The organism is Novosphingobium sp. LASN5T (assembly GCF_003856955.1).
GTDB lineage: Bacteria > Pseudomonadota > Alphaproteobacteria > Sphingomonadales > Sphingomonadaceae > Novosphingobium.
In genome coordinates this window covers 141,087-159,444 of record NZ_RQSI01000002.1, presented here as the reverse complement: position 1 = coordinate 159,444, position 18,358 = coordinate 141,087, and the positions used below count along the sequence as shown (strand labels likewise).

The 18,358-nt window shown below is 65.2% G+C and carries 20 protein-coding genes; 12 read left to right on the top strand and 8 right to left on the bottom strand.

The window, feature by feature from the left end:
- Positions 1-45 precede the first annotated feature (45 nt).
- Positions 46-720 carry a 4-carboxy-4-hydroxy-2-oxoadipate aldolase/oxaloacetate decarboxylase gene (ligK, locus tag EH199_RS03125; protein WP_124807798.1) on the bottom strand — a complete coding sequence of 225 codons (675 nt, stop codon included), beginning with the start codon at positions 718-720 and terminating at the stop codon, positions 46-48.
- 112 nt (positions 721-832) lie between these two features.
- Between ligK and EH199_RS03120 the strand changes: the two genes are divergently transcribed.
- The 9 genes from EH199_RS03120 to EH199_RS03080 all read left to right on the top strand — a co-directional run bounded on the left by EH199_RS03120 (position 833) and on the right by EH199_RS03080 (position 10,037).
- Positions 833-1,987: a LysR family transcriptional regulator gene (locus EH199_RS03120; RefSeq protein ID WP_124807797.1), complete on the top strand. Its 1,155-nt coding sequence runs from the start codon at positions 833-835 to the stop codon at positions 1,985-1,987.
- A 63-nt stretch (positions 1,988-2,050) separates the two neighbouring features.
- Positions 2,051-2,938: an NAD(P)-dependent oxidoreductase gene (locus EH199_RS03115; protein WP_124807796.1), complete on the top strand. Its 888-nt coding sequence runs from the start codon at positions 2,051-2,053 to the stop codon at positions 2,936-2,938.
- On the top strand, positions 2,935-3,960 hold the full coding sequence (locus EH199_RS03110) for an amidohydrolase family protein (RefSeq protein ID WP_124807795.1): 1,026 nt from the start codon (positions 2,935-2,937) through the stop codon (positions 3,958-3,960). The genes EH199_RS03115 and EH199_RS03110 overlap by 4 nt, the downstream gene beginning before the upstream one ends.
- Positions 3,957-4,391, top strand: a complete 435-nt coding sequence (gene ligA, locus EH199_RS03105) for a protocatechuate 4,5-dioxygenase subunit alpha (RefSeq protein WP_124807794.1) — start codon at positions 3,957-3,959, stop codon at positions 4,389-4,391. Before EH199_RS03110 ends, ligA begins: the two co-directional genes overlap by 4 nt.
- 1 nt (position 4,392) lies before the next feature.
- The gene (locus tag EH199_RS03100) at positions 4,393-5,235 is read left to right on the top strand and encodes a class III extradiol dioxygenase subunit beta (RefSeq protein ID WP_124807793.1); all 843 of its coding nucleotides are present in this window, start codon (positions 4,393-4,395) and stop codon (positions 5,233-5,235) included.
- Positions 5,236-5,299: 64 nt separating this feature from the next.
- Positions 5,300-6,244, top strand: coding sequence for a Gfo/Idh/MocA family oxidoreductase (locus tag EH199_RS03095; protein ID WP_124807792.1), 945 nt, complete (start codon positions 5,300-5,302; stop codon positions 6,242-6,244).
- A 133-nt stretch (positions 6,245-6,377) separates the two neighbouring features.
- Positions 6,378-7,166 carry a CmcJ/NvfI family oxidoreductase gene (locus EH199_RS03090; protein ID WP_124807791.1) on the top strand — a complete coding sequence of 263 codons (789 nt, stop codon included), beginning with the start codon at positions 6,378-6,380 and terminating at the stop codon, positions 7,164-7,166.
- 454 nt (positions 7,167-7,620) lie between these two features.
- On the top strand, positions 7,621-9,105 hold the full coding sequence (locus tag EH199_RS03085; protein WP_124807790.1) for a carotenoid oxygenase family protein: 1,485 nt from the start codon (positions 7,621-7,623) through the stop codon (positions 9,103-9,105).
- The gene (locus EH199_RS03080; protein WP_124807789.1) at positions 9,102-10,037 is read left to right on the top strand and encodes an SDR family oxidoreductase; all 936 of its coding nucleotides are present in this window, start codon (positions 9,102-9,104) and stop codon (positions 10,035-10,037) included. Before EH199_RS03085 ends, EH199_RS03080 begins: the two co-directional genes overlap by 4 nt.
- Before the next feature lie 9 nt (positions 10,038-10,046).
- Here the strand turns inward: EH199_RS03080 and EH199_RS03075 are convergent, their stop codons facing one another.
- Positions 10,047-10,928, bottom strand: a complete 882-nt coding sequence (locus EH199_RS03075; protein WP_124807788.1) for a dienelactone hydrolase family protein — start codon at positions 10,926-10,928, stop codon at positions 10,047-10,049.
- A 71-nt stretch (positions 10,929-10,999) separates the two neighbouring features.
- Positions 11,000-11,938: an SDR family oxidoreductase gene (locus EH199_RS03070; protein ID WP_124807787.1), complete on the bottom strand. Its 939-nt coding sequence runs from the start codon at positions 11,936-11,938 to the stop codon at positions 11,000-11,002.
- Positions 11,939-12,013: 75 nt separating this feature from the next.
- Here EH199_RS03070 and EH199_RS03065 point away from each other — a divergent pair, with 75 nt between their 5' ends.
- Positions 12,014-12,709 (top strand): nuclear transport factor 2 family protein, encoded by a 696-nt coding sequence (locus EH199_RS03065; protein ID WP_124807786.1) that lies wholly within the window; start codon positions 12,014-12,016, stop codon positions 12,707-12,709.
- Between the two features lie 19 nt (positions 12,710-12,728).
- On the opposite strand, the gene EH199_RS03060 is transcribed toward EH199_RS03065, so the two are convergent.
- The gene (locus EH199_RS03060) at positions 12,729-13,220 is read right to left on the bottom strand and encodes a MarR family winged helix-turn-helix transcriptional regulator (RefSeq protein ID WP_124807785.1); all 492 of its coding nucleotides are present in this window, start codon (positions 13,218-13,220) and stop codon (positions 12,729-12,731) included.
- A gap of 194 nt (positions 13,221-13,414) precedes the next feature.
- On the opposite strand from EH199_RS03060, the gene EH199_RS03055 reads away from it, so the two are divergent.
- Complete coding sequence (locus EH199_RS03055; protein ID WP_124807784.1) at positions 13,415-15,811, top strand: TonB-dependent receptor; 2,397 nt, start codon at positions 13,415-13,417, stop codon at positions 15,809-15,811.
- Between the two features lie 118 nt (positions 15,812-15,929).
- On the opposite strand, the gene trxC is transcribed toward EH199_RS03055, so the two are convergent.
- Positions 15,930-16,367: a thioredoxin TrxC gene (gene trxC, locus EH199_RS03050; protein WP_124807783.1), complete on the bottom strand. Its 438-nt coding sequence runs from the start codon at positions 16,365-16,367 to the stop codon at positions 15,930-15,932.
- A gap of 21 nt (positions 16,368-16,388) precedes the next feature.
- Positions 16,389-16,736 carry a carboxymuconolactone decarboxylase family protein gene (locus EH199_RS03045; RefSeq protein WP_124807782.1) on the bottom strand — a complete coding sequence of 116 codons (348 nt, stop codon included), beginning with the start codon at positions 16,734-16,736 and terminating at the stop codon, positions 16,389-16,391.
- 125 nt (positions 16,737-16,861) lie between these two features.
- On the opposite strand from EH199_RS03045, the gene EH199_RS03040 reads away from it, so the two are divergent.
- Complete coding sequence (locus EH199_RS03040) at positions 16,862-17,197, top strand: rhodanese-like domain-containing protein (protein WP_124807781.1); 336 nt, start codon at positions 16,862-16,864, stop codon at positions 17,195-17,197.
- A 56-nt stretch (positions 17,198-17,253) separates the two neighbouring features.
- Here the strand turns inward: EH199_RS03040 and EH199_RS03035 are convergent, their stop codons facing one another.
- Together EH199_RS03035 and EH199_RS03030 are read right to left on the bottom strand one after the other, a co-directional pair.
- Positions 17,254-17,682 (bottom strand): EF-hand domain-containing protein, encoded by a 429-nt coding sequence (locus tag EH199_RS03035; protein ID WP_124807780.1) that lies wholly within the window; start codon positions 17,680-17,682, stop codon positions 17,254-17,256.
- Positions 17,683-17,760: 78 nt separating this feature from the next.
- Positions 17,761-18,276, bottom strand: a complete 516-nt coding sequence (locus EH199_RS03030; RefSeq protein ID WP_124807779.1) for a hypothetical protein — start codon at positions 18,274-18,276, stop codon at positions 17,761-17,763.
- Positions 18,277-18,358: the final 82 nt, after the last annotated feature.

Genomic DNA, 18,358 nt, shown 5'->3' with positions numbered 1-18,358 from the left:
CCTCCCGCTTGCGGGAGGGGAGTGACAGGCGCCATGTTCGCCCCCTCACACATACTTCAGCCCTTCCTTCTCGAGCCGTTCGCGCATCTTGTACATGTCCAGCCCCAGAACCCCGGCAGCCAGCTTGGCGCGCTTTTCGCCTTCGTTGGCTTCGCGCGCCTGCGCGGCTTTCAGCACGGCTTCGGCGTTGGCGCGGGGGACCACGCAGACGCCGTCGTCGTCGGCCACGATCACGTCGCCCGGATTGACCAGCGCGTTGGCGCAGACGACCGGCACGTTGACGCTGCCCAGCGTGTTCTTGACCGTGCCCTGCGCATAGATCGCCTTGGACCAGACGGGGAATTCCATCTCGGTCAAGTCTCGCACGTCGCGCACACCGGCATCGATCACCAGGCCCCGGCAGCCGCGCGCCTGCGCGCTGGTGGCGAGAAGGTCGCCGAAGTAGCCGTCCTCGCACGGGGAGGTCGGCGCAAGAAGGAGGATATCACCGGCCTGGAGCTGTTCGATGGCGACATGGACCATCCAGTTGTCGCCGGGAGGGGCGCTGATCGTCAGTGCGCTGCCGGCGATGCGGGCGCCGCGATAGATCGGGCGCATGTAGCTGGCGAGCAGGCCGGTGCGGCCCTGCGCCTCGTGCACGGTGGCCACGCCGCAGGCGGCAAGGCCGTCGATCACGGCCGGATCGGCCCGCTCGATATTCTGGACGACGATACCCGACATATCCCGTGCTCCCAATTGCATGGCGTAATCTCGCCGTGTCCATGGGCCGCACGCGCCATGCCAGCCAATGCAATGTTTGGCGCGGGGCATAAGGAAATGCTAAGCGAGTGGAATGAGCGAGCGGCCTCTCAATATCCGCCACTTCGCCGCGCTGGCGGCCACGGTGCACCATGGCAGCGTAACGCGCGCCGCCCGCGCCATCAACCTGACGCAGCCGGCGTTGACGCAGGCGATCGCCCGGTTGGAGGCGGACCTCGGCTGCGCGCTGTTCGAGCGCGGCGCGGCCGGCATGACGCCGACGGAACCGGCGCTGTTGCTGGCGCCGCGCGCCGACGCGGCCCTGGCGCATATCGGTTCCCCGCGCGTGACCGGCACGCAGATGCGCGCGTTCCTGGCACTGGCGCGGGCGGGTAGCTATGCCGTCGCGGCCGAGGAGACCGGGCTTTCCACCGCTTCGCTGCACCGCGCCGTGGCCGATCTGGCGGTCGCGCTGGGGCAGCGGCTGGTCGACCGGCGCGGCCGTTCGGTGATGCTGACCCCGGCCGGGGAGCGGCGCGCGCGAGGGTTCGGCCTTGCCATGGCGGAACTGCGCGCGGGCCTTGCCGAAGTGGCGGCCTGGCAGGGCAAGGCTGCCGGGCGCATCGTGGTGGGGGCAATGCCGCTGTCGCGCGCGCGCTGGCTGCCGGAAACGGTGCTGCGCTTCGTGCGCGACTGGCCGGGGGTGGATGTCGCGGTGATGGAAGGCAGCCATGCCGAGCTGGCCGGCCCGCTGCGCGATGGCGAAATCGACCTGATGCTTGGCGCGCTGCGCGAGGCGGCCCTGCTCGACGATCTGGAACAGGAAGCGGTGTTCGAGGATCGTCCTGCGCTGGTGATGCGCGCGGGCCATCCGCTGCTGGCGCTGCCCGCTGTCGATGGCGCGGCGATAACCGCCTATCCGTGGATATTGTCGGGGCGCGACACGCCGTTGCGGCACTATTGGGAAGCGATGATGCGCGCGGTGGGGGCGGAGCCGCCGCACGTGGGCATCGAATGCGGATCGGTGCTGACGGTGCGCCAGTTGCTGCGGGGAAGCGATGCACTGACGCTGCTGTCGCCCGCGCAACTGGCGGTGGAGCTGGATGCCGGCGTGCTGGCGATGCGGCCGCCGCCGGTTCCGGTCACGCGCACGATTGGGATCACCACGCGGCAGGGCTGGCGGCCCACCGCGCCGCAGGCCGCGTTCGTCACGCTACTGCATGAGGTGGCACAAGCGGGTTTCGCATAAATTTATGCCCGCGCCCATCTTTGCATTTCCCGGCGCGGGCCTCTCCGCGCAGGAGGGCGATCGATGGATGCCACACTTGCCCTGATCGGGTTCGGCGAAGCCGGGTCCACATTCGCCAAGGCCGCCGGCTGGGAAGCGGGCGCGCTGGCCTATGACATCAATCCCGCGCGGCGCGCGGTGATGGAGGAGGCCGGCGTCGTCGCCTGCGCCACCGCCGAATGCGCGCTGACCAGCGCGGACTTCGCGCTTTCGCTGGTGACGGCGGATTCCGCCCTGCCGGCGGCGCGCGACTATGCCGGTTTGCTGAAGCCGGGGGCGATCTGGTGCGACATGAATTCGGTGGCGCCCGACACCAAGCGCGCCGCTGCGAAGGCGATCGAGGCGGCGGGCGGGCGCTATGTCGACGTGGCGGTGCTGGCGCCGGTCCATCCCGCGCGCATGAACGTGCCGCTGCTGCTGGCGGGCGAAGCGGCGGCACGCGCGGAAGCGTTGCTGCGTGAAGCCGGGTTCGCCAACGTGCGCATCGTGGGGGCCGAGATCGGCCGGGCGAGCGCGATCAAGATGATCCGGTCGATCATGGTCAAAGGCATCGAGGCACTGACGGCCGAGATGATGCTGGCGGCCAGCGCCGCCGGCGTGGTCGACGAGGTGCTGGCCTCGCTCGACGCCAGCGAGAAGCGGGAAAGCTGGACGGTCCGCGCCGCCTACAACGTCGAGCGCATGACCACGCACGGCATTCGCCGCGCCGCCGAGATGGAGGAAAGCTGCAAGACGCTGGAATCGCTGGGTATCGAACCGGTGATGACCAGCGGCACCGTGCGCCGCCAGCGCGAGCAGGCCGGAAAAGCAATTCCGTTCGCATCGAGCGAAGTCGAGATGCCCAGCGCGGGTGTCTCGACTTCGCTCGACACGAACGGAGGTAGGGTTGGGATTGGAGTGACGAGCGAATGACCATGATCATCGACTGCCACGGCCACTACACCGTGCTGCCCAAGGCGCACGACGAATGGCGCGAGAAGCAGAAGGCCGCGTTCAAGGCCGGGACCGAGTGCCCGCCCTATCCCGAAATCTCGGACGACGAGATCCGCGAGACGATCGAGGGCAACCAGCTGCGCCTGCTCAAGGAACGCGGCGCGGACATGACGATCTTCAGCCCCCGCGCTTCGGCGATGGCGCCGCATGTGGGCGACCAGTCGGTTGCGGTGAAGTGGGCGCAGGTCTGCAACGACCTGATCGCGCGGGTCGTGCGCCTCTACCCCGAAACGTTCGCGGGCGTGTGCATGTTGCCGCAGTCGCCGGAAGCGGACATGACCAGCTCGATCCGCGAACTGGAGCGCTGCGTTAACGAGCTGGGCTTCATCGGCTGTAATCTCAATCCCGATCCGGGCGGCGGGCACTTCAAGCATCCGCCGCTGACGGACGAATACTGGTTCCCGTTCTACGAGAAGATGGTGGAACTGGACGTGCCGGCGATGATCCACGTTTCGGGTTCGTGCAACCCGGCGATGCACGCCACCGGCGGCTATTACATCGCGGCCGACACGATCGCCTTCATGCAGTTGCTGGAAGGCGACCTGTTCGGCCGGTTCCCGACCCTGCGCTTCATCATCCCGCACGGCGGCGGCGCGGTGCCCTATCACTGGGGCCGGTATCGCGGGCTGGCGGACATGCTGAAGAAGCCCGGCCTCGACACGCACCTGATGAACAACGTTTTCTTCGATACCTGCGTCTATCACCAGCCGGGCATCGATCTGCTGGCCGACGTGATCGAGAACAAGAACATCCTGTTCGGATCGGAAATGGTCGGCGCGGTGCGCGGGATCGATCCGACCACCGGTTTCTATTTCGACGACACCAAGCGCTATGTCGATGCGCTCGCTATCTCGGACGCGGAACGCCACGCGATCTTCGAAGGCAACGCCCGCCGGGTGTTCCCGCGTCTCGACGCCAAACTGAAGGAGAGGGGCCTGTGAGCAACCAGAAAGATGCTGGCGAAAAGGCTCGGCAGAATATCCACGAATACCTGGCCGAGTTCGACGATATCCCCGGCACGCGGGTCTACACGGCCAAGCGCGCCCGGCGGGGATACTGGATCAACCAGTTCGCGATGAGCCTGATGAAGGCCGACAATCGCGAACGCTTCAAGGCCGATGAAAAGGCCTACCTCGACGAATGGAACATTTCCGACGAGGCCAAGGAAGCGCTGCTGGCGCGGGATTACAACCGGCTGCTCGATCTGGGCGGAAACGTCTATTTCCTGTCCAAGCTGTTTTCGACCGACGGGTTCAGCTTCGCCCAGGCCGTGTCGACGATGACCGACATGACGTTCCCCGAATACCAGCAGATGATGCTCAACGGCGGCCGCTCGCCGGAAGGCAACCGTTCGATCAAGGGAGGCTACTGAGATGGCCCGTATTACCGCTGGCGTTGGCTCCAGCCACGTGCCGCTGCTGGGTGTCGCTGTCGACCAGGGCAAGTGGCAGGACGATTACTTCGGCCCGATCTTCAAGGGGTACGAATGGACCCGCGAATGGGAAAAGGAAACGAAGCCCGACGTGGTGATCCTGGTCTATAACGACCATGCTTCCGCCTTTGACGCGAACATCATCCCGACGTTCGCGATCGGTTGCGGTGAGCACTACAAGTCGGCCGACGAAGGCTGGGGGCCGCGGCCGGTGCCCGACGTGGAAGGCCACGCCGATCTTGCCTGGCACATCGCGCAAAGCCTGATCCTCGACGATTTCGACATGACCATCATCAACGAGATGGACGTGGACCACGGGCTGACCGTGCCGCTGTCGATGATGTTCGGCCAGCCGGAAAAGTGGCCGGTTAAGGTGGTGCCGCTGGCGGTGAACGTCGTCACTTATCCGGTGCCTTCGGGCAACCGCTGCTGGGCGCTGGGCGAGGCGATTGCCCGCGCGGTGGAAAGCTTCCCCGAAGACCTGAACGTGCAGATCTGGGGCACCGGCGGCATGAGCCACCAGCTTCAGGGGCCGCGCGCCGGCCTGCTGAACCGCGAATGGGACAACAAGTTCCTTGATCTGCTGGAAGCCGACAACGACGATGTGCGCCATATCCCGCACATCGAATACCTGCGCGAAACCGGCAGCGAAGGCATCGAAATGGTGATGTGGCTGATCATGCGCGGCGCGCTGGGCAAGAAGGTCAAGCGGCTGAACCGCCACTACCACATTCCCTGTTCGAACACCGCCATCGGGCACATCGTGCTCGAACCGGCGGACTGACACTCCGATCCACCCTGCCGGGCGGCTTGCGGGCCGCCCGGTCTTTTTTGAAGGAACTGACCCCATGCGTATCGCCCTCGCAGGCGCCGGCGCGTTCGGCGAAAAGCACCTCGATGGCCTGAAGAACATCGATGGCGTCGAAATCGTCTCGATCATCAGCCGCACCGGCGAACAGGCCGCCGCCGTTGCCGCCAAGTATGGCGCGAAGCATTCGTCCACCGAACTGGAAGACGCCTTGGCGCGCGACGACGTGGACGCCGTGATCCTGTGCACGCCCACCCAGATGCACGCATCGCAGGCCATCGCCTGCATGAAGGCGGGCAAGCACGTGCAGGTGGAAATTCCGCTGGCCGATAGCTGGGCGGATTCGCAGGACGTGCTGCGCGTGCAGGAGGAAACCGGCAAGGTCTGCATGGTCGGCCACACCCGCCGCTTCAATCCCAGCCACCAGTTCGTGCACAACCGGATCAAGGCGGGCGAGTTCAACGTCCAGCAGATGGACGTGCAGACCTATTTCTTCCGCCGCAAGAACATCAACGCCAAGGGTGAACCGCGTTCGTGGACCGACCACCTGCTGTGGCACCACGCCGCGCACACGGTGGACCTGTTCGCCTATCAGGCGGGCAAGATCGTCAAGGCCAACGCGGTGGAAGGCCCGATCCATCCGGAGCTGGGCATCGCCATGGACATGTCGATCCAGCTCAAGAGCGAAAGCGGTGCGATCTGCACGCTGTCGCTATCGTTCAACAACGACGGGCCGCTGGGCACCTTCTTCCGCTATATCGGCGATACCGCGACCTATATCGCGCGTTACGACGATCTGGTGAATGGCAAGGAAGAGCCGATCGACGTATCGAAGGTTGCCGTCAGCATGAACGGCATCGAACTGCAGGACCGCGAATTCGTCAGCGCGATCCGCGAAGGCCGCGACCCCAACAGCTCGGTGGCCAAGGTGTTCGATTGCTACCGCGTGCTGGGCGAACTGGAGCAGCAGCTCGCGCAGGGCTGATTCTCCTACGGTTTCCTGGAAGGCCCGCTTCGCCGGTTGGTGAAGTGGGCCTTTCTGTTTGCAATGCTAACAATTGTGGTCTTTTCTCCGGAAGGCCCGCGGGCAACGGCGGGCGCAGGAGAAGGATGCCGTGATGGAAGCGCTCATCGCCTATTCGGGCCGCCGCTTCGCCCGACCGCGCTACTATGCCAACGCGCATGAGCGGGATGAGGTGGATATCGCCCCGGTGCCCATGCCGATGCACGATGCGCGCGCTGAGGGAACCGCGATCGATCGTGAGGGATTCCAACTCGTCGCCCATCCCAGTGCCGTTTCCGATTTCGCGGACCGCGAACAGGTCGTTTCACTGCATATGCACGAGATCGCGGAGCTGGTACGCGAGGTGACCGGCGCCGATCATGTCCATGTCGGCAGCCCCGGCCTGCTGCGCTTCAGCGAACGGTCGGGTCGGGCGGGCAGCCTCAACAATTCCATGCCGGCGCGCTTCGCGCATATCGACATCTCGGACAAGACCGCCGCGCTGTTCGGCGAACGCGGTGCGGCGGGCAGGCCGTTCGTGCGCTGCGCGCACTACAACGTATGGCGCGCGATCTCGCCCCCGCCGCAGGACGTGCCGCTGGCCCTGTGCGATGCCCGCACGCTGGCGCGGGAAGATCTGATCGAAGCCGATGCCGTGTTCGATGAGGAGGGCAAGCCGGAATGGTCGTTCGAAGGGCTGGTCGTCGCGCACAATGCCGCGCATCGCTGGCACTATTTCCCCGCGCTGACGCGCGATGAGGCGATCCTGTTCAAGACCAACGATACCGACGAGGGCAGAGCGCATCACGTTCCCCACGTGGCGTTCGACCTGCCCGATTGCCCGCCCGACGCGCCGCCCCGCGTCAGCATCGAAATGCGCGCGACGGCCTGGTGGTGGGCGTGATCCCGTCCGCTGGTGTTGCAATTGCGGCGCCCCGTGGCGCCCCCTTTGCAACAATGATTGCACCGCGCCGCTTAGAAGGCTATTTTCCCGGAATAGCTCGCTTGCCGACAAGCGTCAAAGCCAGGAGTCGCAGCCCGTTTCGTTTGAAGTCCGGACCCTGTTGATCACGCCCCACTTCACATCGCTGTACGAGCCGTTCGCCAGCGCCGGGTGTTTCAGGAAGGACTTCTGACCGGTTGGAGAGGAGGCCGATTTACCCGCTCAGCGGGAAGGCAGCTTCCAGGACCGTCGTCGCTTTCGCGGCGGCGGTCCTTTCCGTTTTGACGCGGCCGAAAAGCGCGAATGCTGCAGTTCCGTCCATTGCCAATCGTGGCGAGCGCCGTTGCGGAATCGGTTGGCATCGCCAGTTTCACCCTGTAAGGAGAAATAATAACAATTGTTAGGATGAGGATCGATGGGCGCTTTCCCGCAGACTCCGTATTTCACCGGCCTGAACGAGCCGGTTGGCCAGGAGGTCGAATTGAAGGGGCTGACGGTGGAGGGCACGCTGCCGGCCGAAGTGCGTGGCAGCTTCTTCCGCGCGGTTCCCGACCCGGCCTATCCGCCCAAGTTCGCCAGCGATCACACGCTGTCGGGCGATGGCATGGTCAGCCGCCTGTCGTTCAACGCGGACGGCACGGCGGACTTCGCCATCCGCTTCGTGGAAACGGCGCGGCACAAGGCGGAAAAGGAATTGGGCCGTGCGCGCTTCGGCAAATACCGCAATCCCTTTACCGATGACGAGGACATGCGCGGGATCGACCGCACGGTCGCCAACACCACGCCGGTCTGGCACGCCGGCCGTCTGCTGATGGCGAAGGAGGATGGGCGCCCCTATCGCGTCGATCCCGCAACGCTCGAAACCATCGGTTCGCATGACTTCGATGGCGCGCTGAAGTCCGAGACGATGACCGCGCACGTGCGGATCGACGCGAGTACCGGCGAGCTGTTCTTCTATGGCTACGAGGCGGATGGCCTCGCCTCGCAGAAAGTCGCCTACTGCATCGTCGGCCCTGATGGCACGCTGAAGTCGGAACAGTGGTTCGATGCGCCGTACTGCGCGATGATGCACGATTTCACGATCAGCGAGAACTATGCACTGTTCCCGATCTATCCGACTACCGCCGATCTCGAGCGCATCCAGGCCGGGGGCGAACACTGGCACCACGAACCGGAACTCGCTTCCTGGCTGGGCGTGATGCCGCGCTATGGCGACGTATCGGAAATCAAGTGGTTCAAGGGGCCGAAGGGGTGCCACTCCTACCACATGATGAACGCGTGGGAGGATGAGAGCGGGCTGCTGCACTTCGATGCGTGCCTCAACAACACCAACGCCTTTGCCTTCATCCGCGAACCATCGGGCATCTTCATGGCGCCGCAGGAGGTCCGGGGCGCGCTGACTCGCTGGACCGTTGATCCCACCGCGGAGGGTGGCGACGTCACCGAAACGATCATCGGCCCTCCCGGCGATTTCCCGGTGATCCCCGCCGCGAAGCAGGGGCGCCGCTATGGCCATGGCTGGATGCTGTCGATGAATCCGGACCTGCAGGGACCGCCGCTTTTCGCCGGGCCGGTAGGCGTCAGCTTCAACCTGCTGGTGCGCCTGGACGGGATGGACACGGGCGCGCCGCACCTCTCGCAGGCGCTGCCCCTGCCGCCGCAGGCCGGCTATAACGAGCCGGTACACGTGCCGGCGAAGGACCCGGCGCATGACGGCTGGCTGGTCATGATCGTGGACCGGCAGGTCGGCGACAACAGCTTCGTGCACAAGGCCTGGGTGGTCGATGCCGGCAACCTCGCGGCGGGGCCCGTGGCGAAAGTGGCGATCCCCGCCCGGCTGCGCCCGCAGGTGCATGGCTGGTGGGTGCCGCAGGCGCAACTGGACGCGGCGGCGGCGTGACGCGGATCGTCATCACCGGCGCTTCCGGCAACTATGGGCGAGGGGTAACAGACCGGCTTATCGCGCAAGGGCGCGGGGCCGATCTGATCCTGATCACGCGCAAGCCGGAAAAGCTGGCGCACCGCGCGGCGCAAGGCTGCACGGTGCGTTATGGCGATTTCGACCTGCCGGAGACGCTGGCCGAAGCAGTGATCGGGGCGGATCGGATGCTGCTGATCAGCGGGACGCGGGTGGGCGCGCGCGTGGAGCAGCACCGGGCGGCGATTGCGGCGGCGGCATCGGCCGGGGTGCGGCAGATCGTCTATACCAGCTTCATCGGCATCGACGATCCGGCGAACCCGGCCGAAGTGCGGCACGATCATATCGAGACCGAACGACTCATCCGCGCCTCGGGCTGCGGCTGGACCATGCTGCGCGATGCGCACTATGCCGATGCGATGGTGCTGATGGCGGGGCCGGGCGTGATGCAGGCGGGCAAGTGGACCAGCAATGCCGGCGACGGGCGTGAGGCGATGGTCTGGCGGGACGATTGCATCGATTGCGCCGCAGCGGTGCTGGTTGGCGAGGGGCACCTAGGACGCACTTACGACATTACCGGGCCGGAATTGCAGAGTTTCCGCGACGTGGCGGCGCTGATGGCGGAGGCTACCGGGCAGCCGTTGACTTATGAGCCGGTGGATGACGCGACCCAGTACGCGATCTTCGACGCCATGGGCATTCCGCGCCGGCCCGTCGATGACCAGTCCGTCAACGGCATTCCGTGGAACAGCGATGACATGGTCTCGTTCGGCCGGGCGATCCGCGAAGGGTTCCTGGAAATCCGCTCCGACCACGTCGAGCGGTTGACGGGGCGCAAACCCCGCTCAACCGGCCAGATGATCGAGGAAAATGCGGAAATGCTGCGCGAGGCGGCGTGCAGCATTTCCGCCTGACAGACCCTCTCAGAGATACTGCTTGTACAGCGCGAGCATGCGACCCCAGGCCTTCTCGGCCTGCGCCTTGTCGTAGATCGGCGCATCGATCGTGCACCAGCCGTGCTGGGCGGGATAGACCTCGATTTCCTCAGGCCGCTTCGCCGCGTCGGCCGCTTCGCGCAACCGCACCTTGTCGTCTGGCGCGCGGGCGTCATCGTTCTGCGCGATCGCGAAGAGGTAGGCCGCCTGCGTCTGCGCAAGCAGCTTGTGCGGGCTGTCGGGCGTGTCGTTGACCAGGCTGGCGCCATGAAACGAAGCTGCCGCGCCGACACGCGCGGGATTGGCCAGCGCGGTGCGGACGGTGAACGGTCCGCCCATGCAATAGCCGCAGGTGCCGATCTTCCGGCTGGTATCCACTTCCGCCTGCCCATCCAGCCAGGCGACAAAAGCCGCCGCATCGCGCACGGTACCCGCCGGGGTGATCGCCGCGATCATCGGCGCCAGCTTCTGCTGCCCTTCGGGCGAGCGCCATTCCGACAGGCTGTTGAGAATCGGCGCCGGGCTGGAACGGTAGTACTGGTTGACCACGAGCACGGCATAACCCGCCTCGGCCAGCCGCGTGCCCATGGTCTTGTAGGCATCGCGCAGGCCGGCGATGTCGGGCCACAGGATCACGGCGGGATGCTTGCCGCCTTCGGGGTGGACGAAGAAGGCATCGGCCTTGCCGTCGGGCGTGGTGATCGTCACCGCGCGGCTGGCCGTCTTGCTGCTGCCCGCGCCGTCATGCGTCTGGGCCATGCAGCCGGGAACGATCGCCATTGCCGCCGCGCCCGCGCCCAGGGCAGTGAATTGCCGGCGGTTCAGCGCCAGCCAGCTTTCGTTATCGGCTTCCGTATCCTGATCGCACATCGTCTTCTCTCCGCGAAATCCCCGCCGATCGCGAGGATAGCGGCGAAGCGGCGCGGCGCAACCGGCGGCCGTCAGGTGAGATCGGACAGGCTCACAATCTTGCCCGCCTTTGCCGCCTTGTTCGCCGCGCGGCGTAGCCGTTCGATTTCGAGGCGCGCCGGCGGCGCGTCCTCGTCGGGCAGGGCGTTCAGGCTCTCCTGGAAGATTTCCTCGAAGTCCTCGCGGAATTCGGGGTGGGTGAGGATCAGCCCCTTGTCTTCGATCATGCCGGCGAACACCTTGCAGCCGACTTCGTAAGGGTCCATGCCAGCCTCGAAAGCCGTTCCGAACTGCTCCAGCTCGGCCCGGGCGACGGGGGCAAAGCCGCTCTCGGCGAAGCTATCCGGGCGCTTGAGCGCCGAATCCCATGCGTTGGTCCGGGTCAGCGCCGGGCAGCACAGCGAACAGCCGATGCCGTGGGGCGCTAGGTTGTAGCGCAGCGATTCGGTCAGGCCGCGCACGGCGAACTTGCTGGCGGTGTAGATGCCGGCTTGCGGCCCCGGCAGGAAGGCCGCCATTGAGGCGATGTTGACGACGTGACGCGGTCCCTCGGCCGCCTTGATCTTGGGCAGGAAGCTAACCAGTCCGTTAACCACGCCGCCGAAATTGACGCCCACGATCCAGTCGTAGTCGGCATAGCTCGCCTCGTCGGTGGGGCCGAACACGCTGACACCGGCGTTGTTCACCAGCACGTGCACCGCGCCGAAATGCCTTTCCACGGCCTCGGCCGCTTCGGCGAAGCCGGCGCGGTCGGTTACATCCAGCGGCACGAACAGCGGCTGTTCCCGCCCTTTATCGGCAAACCAGCGCGCGGTCAGTTCGCGATGGGCCTCGTTGCGATAGCTAAGCGCCAGCCGCAAGCCGGCATCGCTGAGCGCCTGCGCCACGCCAAGGCCGATCCCCGTGACGCCACCCGTTACGAACGCGACCTGGCCGGACCATTCCGAACCGTCTTTTTGGGCAAGCGCCATGTTTTCCTCTCGCAATGGTTCCATCGATTGTTATTGTTAGTGTTGCATACAAAGATCGAAATTGGGAGAGTTGAAATGACGGATGTTGCTGCCCGCCTGGAGGCGCTGGAAAGCCGTGTGGGCTTGCTGGAGGACGTCAACGCCATCCGCCGCCTGCACTGGGCCTATGGCTATTACATCGATTTCAACCGCGCCGACGACGTGGCAGAGCTTTTTGCCGAGGACGGCGAGGTGATCTTCCTTTCGGGCATCTACCGGGGGCGGGAAGGCGCGCGCCGGCTCTATGGCACGTGGTTCCGCAGCCTGTTCCTTGCGCCGGGCGAGGAGGCGCCGGCCTATGGCTTCCTGCTCGATCATTTCCAGATGCAGGACATCATCACCGTCGCGCCCGACCGGCAGACCGCGAAAGGCCGGTTTCGCGGGATGTTGTTCGGCGGCAGCCACGAAACGCGCGCGTTCAAGCCGGAAGGCCTGCCGCTCCAGTTCATGGAAGCGGGTATCTACGAGAACGACTACGTGCGCGAAGACGGCGTGTGGAAGATCAAGCGGCTCGACTACATGATGCAGTGGCAGAGCGAATATGAAACCGGCTGGTCGAAGACCACCGCGCATCTCCAGCCCCTGACCGCGTGCTATCCCGAAAACCCGTTCGGCCCTGATGAAATCCGCAGCGCGGAAATCCGCCAGACATGGCCACACCGCCATGATGTGCCGATGCACTTTGCGCATCCCCGGTTCGGTGCGGTGCTGGCCAGCAAGGCTACATCATGACGGACCTTGGGTGCGATCGTCAGGCGGGACTGTGACGGTCCATCCAGCCCGGAATACGCGCCAGCACGGCCTGCATTGCCTGGCCGAAAGCCATGCGCTCCGCCTTGTCGAGATCGGCGAACAGGGCGCCGCCGACTTTCTCCATGGCGGGCAGGGTGCTGGCGAAAGTCGCCCGTCCTTGCGCGCTCAGCCGGAAAGGCTTTCGGCGGCGGTTCGCCGGATCGCTGCCGAGTTCGACAAGGCCGCGTTCCAGCAGGCTGGCCAGCGCGCGGCTGACATTCATGGGGGGCACTCCCATGATTTCGGACAGGTCGTGCCCCGCCAGTTCGCCTTCGCCGCCCAGCGCGAGAATTACGCGCAGATCGTTGGAACTGAGCGCGAGCGGCTCCGCTACGCCATCGCGCATCGGGCCGGCGATGAAGGTGGCCAGCTTCAGCAGGTCGATCAGCAGGGCCACGTTGTCGGTGCCGCCGGTCTGCGGATCGGGCGTGGCGGAAGCCTTGGCAGTCATGGCGTTGCCTATCGCCGCACCGGGCGCGAACGGCAAGAGGCGGCAGCCAGGCTGGTGGTGGTTTTGTGACTTTTGTGCATCAGCGCCGTTTTTGCGGCGACATGGTGCAGGAAGCGCTTGCCACGCGTAAGTTTGTATGCCTAACTAACAATTAGCAAGGCTGTCCCGTAGAGGATACTAACAGGAGAGGGGATATGGCAATCGCCAACCGTACTGCAGGAATCGTGCGTCTTTTTTCCGCGGGAAGTGCCGCGGCGCTGGCGTTTGGTCTCGCCATGCCGGCCTTCGCGCAGGAAGCGGCGCAGGCGCAATCAACATCCGATGAAGCCGCCGCGTCGCGTGAAATCGTGGTGACGGCGCAGTTCCGTTCGCAACGCCTGCAAGACACGCCGTTGTCGATCACGGCGGTTGATTCCAAGCTGCTGGAAGCTCGCAACCAAACCGATATTTCGCAGATCGCGGCCCAGGCGCCCAACGTCCAGCTCACGCAGATGGGCGGGGCCTTCGGATCGTCGATGGCAGCCTACATTCGCGGCATCGGCCAGTATGACTTCAACCCCGCCTACGAACCGGGCGTCGGCATCTACGTCGATGACGTCTATTTCGCGACCCTGACCGGCAGCGTCATGGATTTGCTGGACCTGGATCGCGTGGAAGTGCTGCGTGGTCCGCAGGGAACGCTGACGGGCCGGAACTCCATCGGTGGCGCGATCAAGTTGTTCTCGGCCAAGCCCGCCGCGGAAAACAGCGGCTCGGTCGAGGCGGCCTATGGTTCCCGCAACCGCATCGATTTGCGCGGGAGTGCCAATTTCAAGCTTGCCGAGGGGCTCTATGCCCGCGTTTCCGGGGTGTTCAAGCGCCAGGACGGCTATGTCAGTCAGATTGACTATGGCTGCGCAAAGCCGGGCAATGCCCTCGGTATCGCCGGCAATGCCTCCACGCCGTCGAACTGCGTTGTCGCCAAGCTTGGCGAGAAGAACTATTCGGGTCTGCGCGGGTCACTGCGTTACAATCCCAACGACACGATCGACTGGACGGTGACCGGGGATTACACCTACGAAAACCGCACCAATGCGGCGGGTGTGCTGTCCTATTCCAACCCGGCGAAATCGGACGGGATCGATTTCACCTGCGGCCGCTATTGCACCTATGCCAGTTTCTACCTTCCGGCTGGCGGGCAGGCCGCGCAAGCCTATACCATGCCCAACACCACGAAGTTCACGGGCTGGGGCGTTTCCAGCAATCTGAACATTTCGCTGAACGATTCGCTGAAGATCCAGTCGATCACGGCCTATCGTAAATATCGCGAACAGTTTGGCACCGATGACGATTACACGCCCGATCCGCTCATTGGCGGCGCCGGCTTCAACGATCTGCGCTTCCGCTTCTTCAGCCAGGAGCTGCGCCTTAACGGCAAGATCGGCGATATGGTCGACTGGACCCTGGGTGGCTATTACAACGACCAGCAGTCGATCTACTTCACCCGGCAGGACATCCGCTATATCGGCCACGGCGCGCCGCCGCTGTTCCTGCAGTTCCTGGGCAACGATCCGGTCAACGCCAACAGCAAGGCGGCGTTCGGTACGGTGATCGTCCGGCCCGTCGAAGGGCTGACGATCACCGGTGGTCTGCGCTACACCAAGGAGCACAAGGACTACACCTTCGTTCGCAAGAACTGGAGCGGCGGTCCGCTGGTCGATATCTTCGGTGTCGGCGCGCTGGATGGTTCGGTTGCCAAGTACGATGGCCACAAGGTCGACTGGCGCATTTCGGTCGACTATCGCTTCAGCCCGCAAGTGCTGGCCTATGCGACCGTCAGCACCGGTTTCAAGGGCGGTGGTGTGACCGCGCGTCCGTTCACCAAGGCGCAGGCGAAGAACGGCACCTTCACGCCGGAAACGCTGACCGCTTACGAAGGCGGCCTGAAGACCGATTTGTTCGACCGCAAGCTGCGCCTGAACCTTTCCGGCTTCTACAACGACTACAAGAATATCCAGCTGCCGATCGGCGACTGTTCGCTGCTTGATGGCTTTGCCGTGGGGACCGATCCGTTCCCCTGCGCGGCGATCCAGAACGCGGGTGACGGGCATATGGCGGGCGCCGAGGCCGAACTGAGCGCAAGCCCGATCCCCGGTCTCGATATCGATGGTTCGCTCAGCTACATCGACGGCTCGTGGTCGCGCATCGGGCCGACGGTGGGCGGATCGATCCGTCTGGCCGATCCGATCACCACGCCGAAGTGGCGGTGGAGCCTTGGCGTGCAGTACCGCGCCGATCTCGGTTCTTCCGGTTCCATCACGCCACGCATTGATCTGTCGCATGTCGGCAAGCAGACGATCGGGCGCCTCGCGCTGGGCGGCGGCAACTTCGGTCCGCTGGATTACAATCCGTCCTACACGTTGGCCAACGCCCGCATCACCTGGCGGAACGCAAACGAGGATCTGTCGATCTCGGTGGAAGCGCAGAACCTGTTCGACAAGTATTACTACCTGCCGTTGCGGTTCCAGGCGCTCGCGTCGTCCGCCGGCACGGCCTATTCGAACGTCGGCCGGCCACGCGAATTCGCGGTGACGGTGAACAAGAAGTTCTGATCTTCCCCGGCGCACAAACGCCAGCGAAGGGGCGGCCGGCAACGGTCGCCCCTTTTGCGTGGGTTGAGGGCGTGCTCGTGATGCGTTGGGGCGAAGAGTTGGGGCTGGGCGGCAACGATCAGGGGCGTTGCGCCCAGGCGGCGATGCGGCGTGCGTCCATCGCGCCGGAGATGCGGTCCACCTCGCGCCCGCCGGAAAACAGGATCATCGTCGGGATCGAACGGATGCCATAGCGCGCGGCCAGCGCCTGTTCGCGTTCGGTATCGACCTTCAGCAACCGTACCGAGGGTTCGAGTGCCTGCGCGGCCGAGGCGAAGGCCGGCGCCATCATCTTGCACGGACCGCACCATTCGGCCCAGAAATCGACCAGCACCGGCAACGTGCCTTTGCCCACGTGCCGGTCGAACGCGGCCAGCGTGGCGTTCACCGGTTGGCCGGTGAACAGCGGCGCCTTGCATTTGCCGCAGGTGGGATGCTGCGTCAGCCGCCCCTGCGGCACGCGGTTGGCCGCCGCACACCGGGGGCAGATGACGATTGCGGCATCGGTCGGGGACATACGGTTCGTCCGTTCTGGCAATCAGCCCTTTGCCGCGAACTGGTCATAGGCCTCGACCGCCTGCGCGGCGTACATCAGGCTGGGGCCTGCCCCCATGTAGAGCGCCATGCCCATGGTTTCCATGACCTCTTCGCGCGTCGCGCCGTGCTTCACCGCCGCCTGGGCGTGAAAGGCGACGCAGCCGTCGCAGCGGATCGCCACGGCGATGGCCAGCGCGATCAGCTCCTTGGTCCTGCTATCCAGCGCGCCGGCGTCGGTAGCGGCCTTGGCCATCGCCGAAAACGCCTTCATCACCTCCGGCGTGCCAAGCCGCACTTCCTTGATCGCACCGGAGAGTTCGGTTGCCATCGCTGGCCAATCCTTGTGCATTGTCGCGCTCCTTCACCGATCGCTCTCTGTAAATTACAATTGACTTATATAATGTAATTACAATATTAGCAACATCAATTGTGAGGGCGCCGCAAATCGCCCTCCGGACTCGGAAGGGACGACGAATGGTCTTTGGTTTCGGAAAGCCCCGGCATGCGGAAATCGGCGCGACCGAACTCGCGGCGCTGCTGGACGATGGCAAGGCGATGGTGGTGGATGTGCGCGAGGCGGACGAGTTCGCTGCCGGTCATATTCCCGGCGCAGTCAACATGCCGCTGTCGACGTTTCAGGCTTCGCGTCTGCCCGATGCGGGCGGAAAGAAGCTGGTGCTGAATTGCCTTGGGGGCAAGCGTTCGGCCATGGCGCTCGACAAATGCGCGGTGGCGCAGGCCGCCGTCGATACACATCTTGCCGGCGGTTTCAACGCGTGGGCTTCGGCCGGATTGCCGATCAAGCGCTGATCGATCCGGCCGAACGTCCGGCAGCAAGGGGGCGTTTCGGGAATGCAGGCGGCGGCTCAGCCGACCTTGCGGGCCTTCAACGCCCGCATCTCCTGCGCGCTGACCACGCCGTCGCGGTTGGTATCTGCGGCCTCGAAGGCAGGGGCGGGGCCGTCGACAAATTCGGTGCGGCTGATTCGTCCATCGCCATTGCGGTCGTAGACCTGGCGCAGCTTGACCAGACGATCGGAGTCCCACCGGCTGCGCATCAGCGCGGGCAGGTCATCGCGCGAGAAAGCGCCGTCGCCGTTGCGATCCATGCGTTGCCACTGGCTGACCCGCCATGCGCCCAGTTCGGCGCGGCTGATCGCACCATCCCCGTTGGCATCGGCTTCGCGCAGGCGATCGGCGGCGCCTTCGGGCAGCGCGGCGGCGCGGGCAGGGGTGGCATGGGCGAGGGTGGGGATCATGGCCAGCGCGGCCAGCGCGATCGAAAGGGCTCTCATACGCTTTTCCTTTTGGCGACGGGAAAGGCGCGGGAAGCCGGAAGCTCCCCGCGCCGGAGGGATACGGAAGCGCCGGGATCAGCGGCAGGGGATCGTGGCGCCAGAGGCATCGGTGCAGGTGCCGGAATGGACGGGTTTGCCCGTGGTGGGATCGATCGTGGTCGAACCCGAATAGGAATTGCCGGTCGTGGCGCTCGTCGCCTGGGTAGAGCGGCTGCCATTCCAGGTGCCGTCGGCGGAGCGGGTGAAGCTGCCCGCGCTGCTGGCGGACCCGCGCGCACCGCTGGCGGCGGCCTGTCCGCTGCGCGTTACGGTGCCGTCGGGCGAAACGGACGTGGACGAACCGCGATAGCCGCGGCTGCCGTTGGCGCCCCGGAACGCGCTGCCGCTGGCATGCATCACCGTGCCGTCGGACGACTGATAGGTGCCGTGGGCGCGTCCGGCGATGCCGCGTGGCCCGGCGACGCCGGTGGCCGCGCCGTTGGCGCCGCGAACGCGCACCATACCCTGCCGTGCCTCGGCGGCGGTGGCACCGGCAAGCAGGGTGGTGGCGGCGAGCATGGCGATCATCGTGTTCATGGTCTTGCGCATCATGGTCTGGTTTCCTTTGCGTGAAAATGAACGCCGTTGACTGGCGATGGCGAGGAAATGGCAAGGCGATATGTCATGGCAATGC

Bases quoted from the DNA above. Each gene is read 5' to 3' on its own strand.
- EH199_RS03120 (WP_124807797.1), top strand. From the start codon at position 833: ATGAGCGAGCGGCCTCTCAATATCCGCCACTTCGCCGCGCTGGCGGCC.
- EH199_RS03090 (WP_124807791.1), top strand. From the start codon at position 6,378: ATGGAAGCGCTCATCGCCTATTCGGGCCGCCGCTTCGCCCGACCGCGC.
- EH199_RS03035 (WP_124807780.1), bottom strand. From the start codon at position 17,682: ATGAGAGCCCTTTCGATCGCGCTGGCCGCGCTGGCCATGATCCCCACC.
- EH199_RS03030 (WP_124807779.1), bottom strand. From the start codon at position 18,276: ATGATGCGCAAGACCATGAACACGATGATCGCCATGCTCGCCGCCACC.
- EH199_RS03055 (WP_124807784.1), top strand. From the start codon at position 13,415: ATGGCAATCGCCAACCGTACTGCAGGAATCGTGCGTCTTTTTTCCGCG.
- EH199_RS03085 (WP_124807790.1), top strand. From the start codon at position 7,621: ATGGGCGCTTTCCCGCAGACTCCGTATTTCACCGGCCTGAACGAGCCG.
- EH199_RS03100 (WP_124807793.1), top strand. From the start codon at position 4,393: ATGGCCCGTATTACCGCTGGCGTTGGCTCCAGCCACGTGCCGCTGCTG.
- EH199_RS03070 (WP_124807787.1), bottom strand. From the start codon at position 11,938: ATGGCGCTTGCCCAAAAAGACGGTTCGGAATGGTCCGGCCAGGTCGCG.
- trxC (WP_124807783.1), bottom strand. From the start codon at position 16,367: ATGTCCCCGACCGATGCCGCAATCGTCATCTGCCCCCGGTGTGCGGCG.
- EH199_RS03110 (WP_124807795.1), top strand. From the start codon at position 2,935: ATGACCATGATCATCGACTGCCACGGCCACTACACCGTGCTGCCCAAG.
- ligK (WP_124807798.1), bottom strand. From the start codon at position 720: ATGTCGGGTATCGTCGTCCAGAATATCGAGCGGGCCGATCCGGCCGTG.
- EH199_RS03040 (WP_124807781.1), top strand. From the start codon at position 16,862: ATGGTCTTTGGTTTCGGAAAGCCCCGGCATGCGGAAATCGGCGCGACC.
- EH199_RS03045 (WP_124807782.1), bottom strand. From the start codon at position 16,736: ATGCACAAGGATTGGCCAGCGATGGCAACCGAACTCTCCGGTGCGATC.
- EH199_RS03065 (WP_124807786.1), top strand. From the start codon at position 12,014: ATGACGGATGTTGCTGCCCGCCTGGAGGCGCTGGAAAGCCGTGTGGGC.
- EH199_RS03115 (WP_124807796.1), top strand. From the start codon at position 2,051: ATGGATGCCACACTTGCCCTGATCGGGTTCGGCGAAGCCGGGTCCACA.
- EH199_RS03075 (WP_124807788.1), bottom strand. From the start codon at position 10,928: ATGTGCGATCAGGATACGGAAGCCGATAACGAAAGCTGGCTGGCGCTG.
- EH199_RS03095 (WP_124807792.1), top strand. From the start codon at position 5,300: ATGCGTATCGCCCTCGCAGGCGCCGGCGCGTTCGGCGAAAAGCACCTC.
- EH199_RS03060 (WP_124807785.1), bottom strand. From the start codon at position 13,220: ATGACTGCCAAGGCTTCCGCCACGCCCGATCCGCAGACCGGCGGCACC.